The sequence below is a fragment of the Comamonas sp. B-9 genome (assembly GCF_000410635.1).
Classification (GTDB): domain Bacteria; phylum Pseudomonadota; class Gammaproteobacteria; order Burkholderiales; family Burkholderiaceae_C; genus Comamonas.
In genome coordinates this window covers 5,648-9,558 of the sequence record NZ_KE148621.1, presented here as the reverse complement: position 1 = coordinate 9,558, position 3,911 = coordinate 5,648, and the positions used below count along the sequence as shown (strand labels likewise).

The 3,911-nt window shown below is 65.7% G+C and carries 5 protein-coding genes; 2 read left to right on the top strand and 3 right to left on the bottom strand.

Features of this window, described 5'->3' with window-relative positions; genetic code table 11:
- Together H928_RS28450 and H928_RS33970 are read left to right on the top strand one after the other, a co-directional pair.
- A partial coding sequence (locus H928_RS28450) for a ProQ/FINO family protein (RefSeq protein ID WP_021027618.1) occupies positions 1-756 on the top strand: 756 nt, incomplete at its 5' end.
- Positions 757-904: 148 nt separating this feature from the next.
- The gene (locus H928_RS33970) at positions 905-1,030 is read left to right on the top strand and encodes a hypothetical protein (protein WP_021027617.1); all 126 of its coding nucleotides are present in this window, start codon (positions 905-907) and stop codon (positions 1,028-1,030) included.
- Positions 1,031-1,044: 14 nt separating this feature from the next.
- On the opposite strand, the gene H928_RS0117185 is transcribed toward H928_RS33970, so the two are convergent.
- From H928_RS0117185 to lplT, 3 genes are all read right to left on the bottom strand, one after another.
- Positions 1,045-1,542: a glutathione peroxidase gene (locus H928_RS0117185; RefSeq protein ID WP_021027616.1), complete on the bottom strand. Its 498-nt coding sequence runs from the start codon at positions 1,540-1,542 to the stop codon at positions 1,045-1,047.
- Positions 1,543-1,579: 37 nt separating this feature from the next.
- Positions 1,580-2,431: a DMT family transporter gene (locus H928_RS0117180; RefSeq protein ID WP_306729949.1), complete on the bottom strand. Its 852-nt coding sequence runs from the start codon at positions 2,429-2,431 to the stop codon at positions 1,580-1,582.
- Between the two features lie 139 nt (positions 2,432-2,570).
- Positions 2,571-3,875, bottom strand: coding sequence for a lysophospholipid transporter LplT (gene lplT / locus H928_RS0117175; RefSeq protein ID WP_021027614.1), 1,305 nt, complete (start codon positions 3,873-3,875; stop codon positions 2,571-2,573).
- Between the last annotated feature and the right edge of the window lie 36 nt (positions 3,876-3,911).

Here is a 3,911-nt window from a genome sequence, read left to right as displayed (position 1 = left end):
GGCGGCCGTGGCCCACGCCGTGACGGTGGCCAGGCGGCCCCCGCTGCGCCCAAGGCGCCTGCCCGCCCACGCCACCCGGTGGTGGAAAAGCTTGCCGGTCTGTACCCTGCACTGTTTGGCGACCAGCCGCTGCCGCTCAAGCGCGGTGTGTTCCAGGACCTGATGGCCGCCCACCCCGACGCCTTCGAGAAGAACGAGCTGAAGGTGGCCCTGGGCCTGCATACCCGCTCGACCCGCTACCTCAACGCCGTGGCCATGGGCCAGCCCCGCCATGACCTGCAAGGCCAGGTCGTCGAGGCGATGGCGCCTGAGCATGTGTTCCATGCGCTGGTGGAGTCCTTCCGCCGCCGCAAGCCGCGCGACGGCGAAGACCTGCAGCTCAAGCTGCGCCGCCGCATCGGCATGGCCTATATCGCGTCCGACCTGAGCCGCGACGACTTCCTGGCCAAGGTCCAGGTCAAGGATGAAGCGACCCAGGCCCTGCTGGCAGCCGCCATGCAGGAAGTGGCCGAGTTCGACGCCAAGGCCGAAGCCCTGGCCACCGCCCATGCCGCCAGCGGCAAGAGCGTGGCCGAGTTTGCCGATATGTACGGCATGCACCCCGCTGCGGTGGAGCGCCACCTGCACCGCGCTGCCCAGACCCAGGCGATTGCTGCACGCCCTGCAGCCGCGCCTGCGGCCCCAGAAGCGGCGGACGAAGGCGATGCGGCCGAGCCAGCCGCTGCCAAGGCCGACGACAACGCTGCTGCTGAATAAACCCAGCATTCGCCCAGCAAAAAGCTGCCCACGCTCCTGGAAGCGTGGACAGCTTTTTTTATGCCCCTGGCTTGATCGCTGACCCGCCGCTGCTTACACTGAGTTCCTGAGACCTGCGGATGGCTACCATCTGCGCAAGGAGTACGCCATGAAGCCCGATACCCCCCAAGCCAACCGCAATCGCCGCTGGCTGCGCAAGTTCTGGGGTGCGGTCTGCGTGATTGCGGGCCTGGCCAGCATTGCCGCCGGGCTGGAGACGGCGCTGATGGACTGAGCGCCGGCCGGTGTTTACGACGCAGCCAAGGCCTTCTCGATGGCCGCTTCCAGCTTGGCTGGCTTGGTCATCGGGGCAAAGCGCTGCACGGTGCGGCCATCGCGCCCCACCAGAAACTTGGTGAAATTCCACAGAATCCGCCCGCCCAAGAGGCCTGGCGCCTGCGCCTTGAGCCAGGCAAACAGCGGGTCGGTGTGCGGGCCGTTGACCTCCACCTTGGCCAGGCTGGGAAAGCTGGTCTGGTAGTTCAGCTCGCAAAACTGCGCAATCTCGGTATTGCTGCCGGGGGCCTGCGCACCAAACTGGTTGCAGGGCAGGCCCAGCACCTGCAGGCCCTGGGGGCCGTACTGCTGCTGCAAAGCTTCGAGCCCCTTGAGCTGCGGCGTAAAGCCGCAGGCGGTGGCCGTGTTGACCACCAGCACCACCTGGCCGGCATAGCGCGACAGCGGCAGCGGCTTGGCGCTGGCGTCGTGGAGAACAAAGTCCTGGAGGGTGTGCGGTGTTGCGGGCATGGCGGCTATCTTAGTCGCTAACCCACCGTCACACCACTCAGGGCAGGCGCGACTCCAGCGCCGCGATCAGCGAGGCCGACAGCACCAGCGCGCCGCCCAGCAGCAGGCGGCCCGAGAGCACGGTGCCCTCGATCAGCACATTGGAGGCGCTGGCAAAGACCACCTCGGACAGCATCACCACCGCAGCGGTGGTGGCGGCCAGGCGCGAGGCGCCGTATTGCAAGGTCCAGTTGCTCAGCATGATCAGCACGGCGACGACCAGCACCATCAGCGGCCAGCCCCAGGCGATATCGGGCACGGCCGGCATGCGGCCCAGGTAGATGCCCAGCACCGACATGGCACCGGCGGCGACCAGACCACCAAAGAACATGGCCAGCATGCGCGCCTCACCCGGCACGCGGTACTGGCTGCGCAACACCACATTGGTGCCGGCAAAGGTAAAGCCCCCGACAATGGCCAGCGCATCGGGCAGCGAGAGGTTGGCTGTCAGGCTCTGCCAGGTGGCGCCGGCTGGAATCATCACGATCAACACGCCGCTGAAGGCCAGCACCAGGCGCAGGATGGAGTACTTGTTGGGCTTTTCACCCAGAAAGTACCAGGCCAGCAGCACCGACCAGGCGGGCATCAGATAGAACAGCAGCACCACACGCACCACATCGCCGGTGGTGGCGGCCCAGTTGAACAGCACATTGGTGCTGCCCGAGGTAAAGGCCAGCAGCAGCAGCAGCGGGTGGCGCCGGGCAATGGCCGCCGCTGCCGGCTTGACCAGCAGCAGACCGCAAAACAGGATCAGGTAGACCAGGGCCGTGCCCAGCACCGGGTGCACCCCCAGGGCCTGCAGCTGGCGGAACGGCCACCAGATCGTGCCCCAGATCAGGGCGTTGGTCATCAGGGCTAAAAAGGGCAGCGCGGTGAGCATGGGGCGAGGGGAAACAGCGCCTGGGGTCAACAGGCGCTGTCAGCTTTCTATTTTTCTAAGGGGTGCAGGAGGGCGGGTGGGCTTGGCGCGTGGCCCACCGGCGGGTCACTCAGTGGTGGTGGTCGTGGCGGGCAATGTCCAGCAGCCGTTGGACTTCCTGCGGATGCTGCTTGCAATTATGCCGGTGCCACAGCAGGATGCACCACATGATGCCGGCCACCAGCAGGCCAAAGCAGGTGATGGCGCCATAGGCCGACATGCCAAAGCGGGTGAACATGCTGTAGACGACACCCAGGCCCAGGATGCAGGCCTGCTCGTTGAAGTTCTGCACCGCAATCGAGCGGCCCGAGCCCATCAGGTTGTGGCCCCGGTGCTGCAGCAGGGCGTTCATCGGCACCACCAAAAAGCCACCCAGACCGCCCAGCACCACCAGAAAAGGGACCGCCAGCCAGATGCTGTGGATAAAGTTCATGCACACTACCAAGAGGCCCATCGCAATGCCCAGCGGGATCACGCGCGTAGCGCCGTCGAGCTTCATGCGCATCGAGGCGAGGATGGCACCGACTGCTGTGCCGATGGCGACCACGCCGACCAGCGCCGAGGCCTTGGTGGTGCTGTAGCCCAGCGCAACCGCACTCCAGGCCAGCACGATATAGCGCAGGTTGCCCGAGACGCCCCAGAACAAGGTGGTGGTCGACAGCGAGATCTGGCCGAGCTTGTCGCGCCACAGGCGGCTGTTGCAGCGCCAGAAGTCGGGCAGCAGGTCCATCACGTTGGAGAACATGCTGCGACTCGTGTCCTGGCGCAGTGGCACCAGCTGGGTGCTGGTGCGCGGGATGCGGGTGTTGAACCAAGCCGCACCTGCGTACAAGAGGCCGATCACGCAGATCGCTGCCTCGGAAGGGGTATCGATGGGGGTGTCGATCAGCGGCAGATCAAAGGACAGCAGCCAGCCCGAGACCTGGGGGCCCACCAGCTGGCCGCCCAGCAGCACGCCCAGGATGATCGAGGTGATCGTCAGCCCCTCGATCCAGCCATTGGCCCGCACCAGCTGGCTGGCTGGCAGCAGCTCGGTGAGGATGCCGTACTTGGCCGGTGAATAGGCGGCAGCGCCCAGGCCGACGACGGCATAGGCGAGCAGCGGGTGGTGGCCAAACAGCATCAGCAGGCAGCCGATCACCTTGATCGCATTGCTGATGAACATCACCTGCCCCTTGGGGTAGGCATCGGCAAAGGCGCCCACAAACGGTGCCAGGATCACGTAGAACAGCGCGAACATGGGCACCAGGGCGGCACGCTGCCACTCCGCAGCGCCTGCGCTGATCAACAGATCGACGGCAACGACAAACAGGGCGTTGTCAGCCAGCGAGCTGAAAAACTGCGCCGACATGATGGTGTAGAAACCGCGCTTCATTCGTTGGGAGGCTGATAAGGGATGCTAATGGCGCGA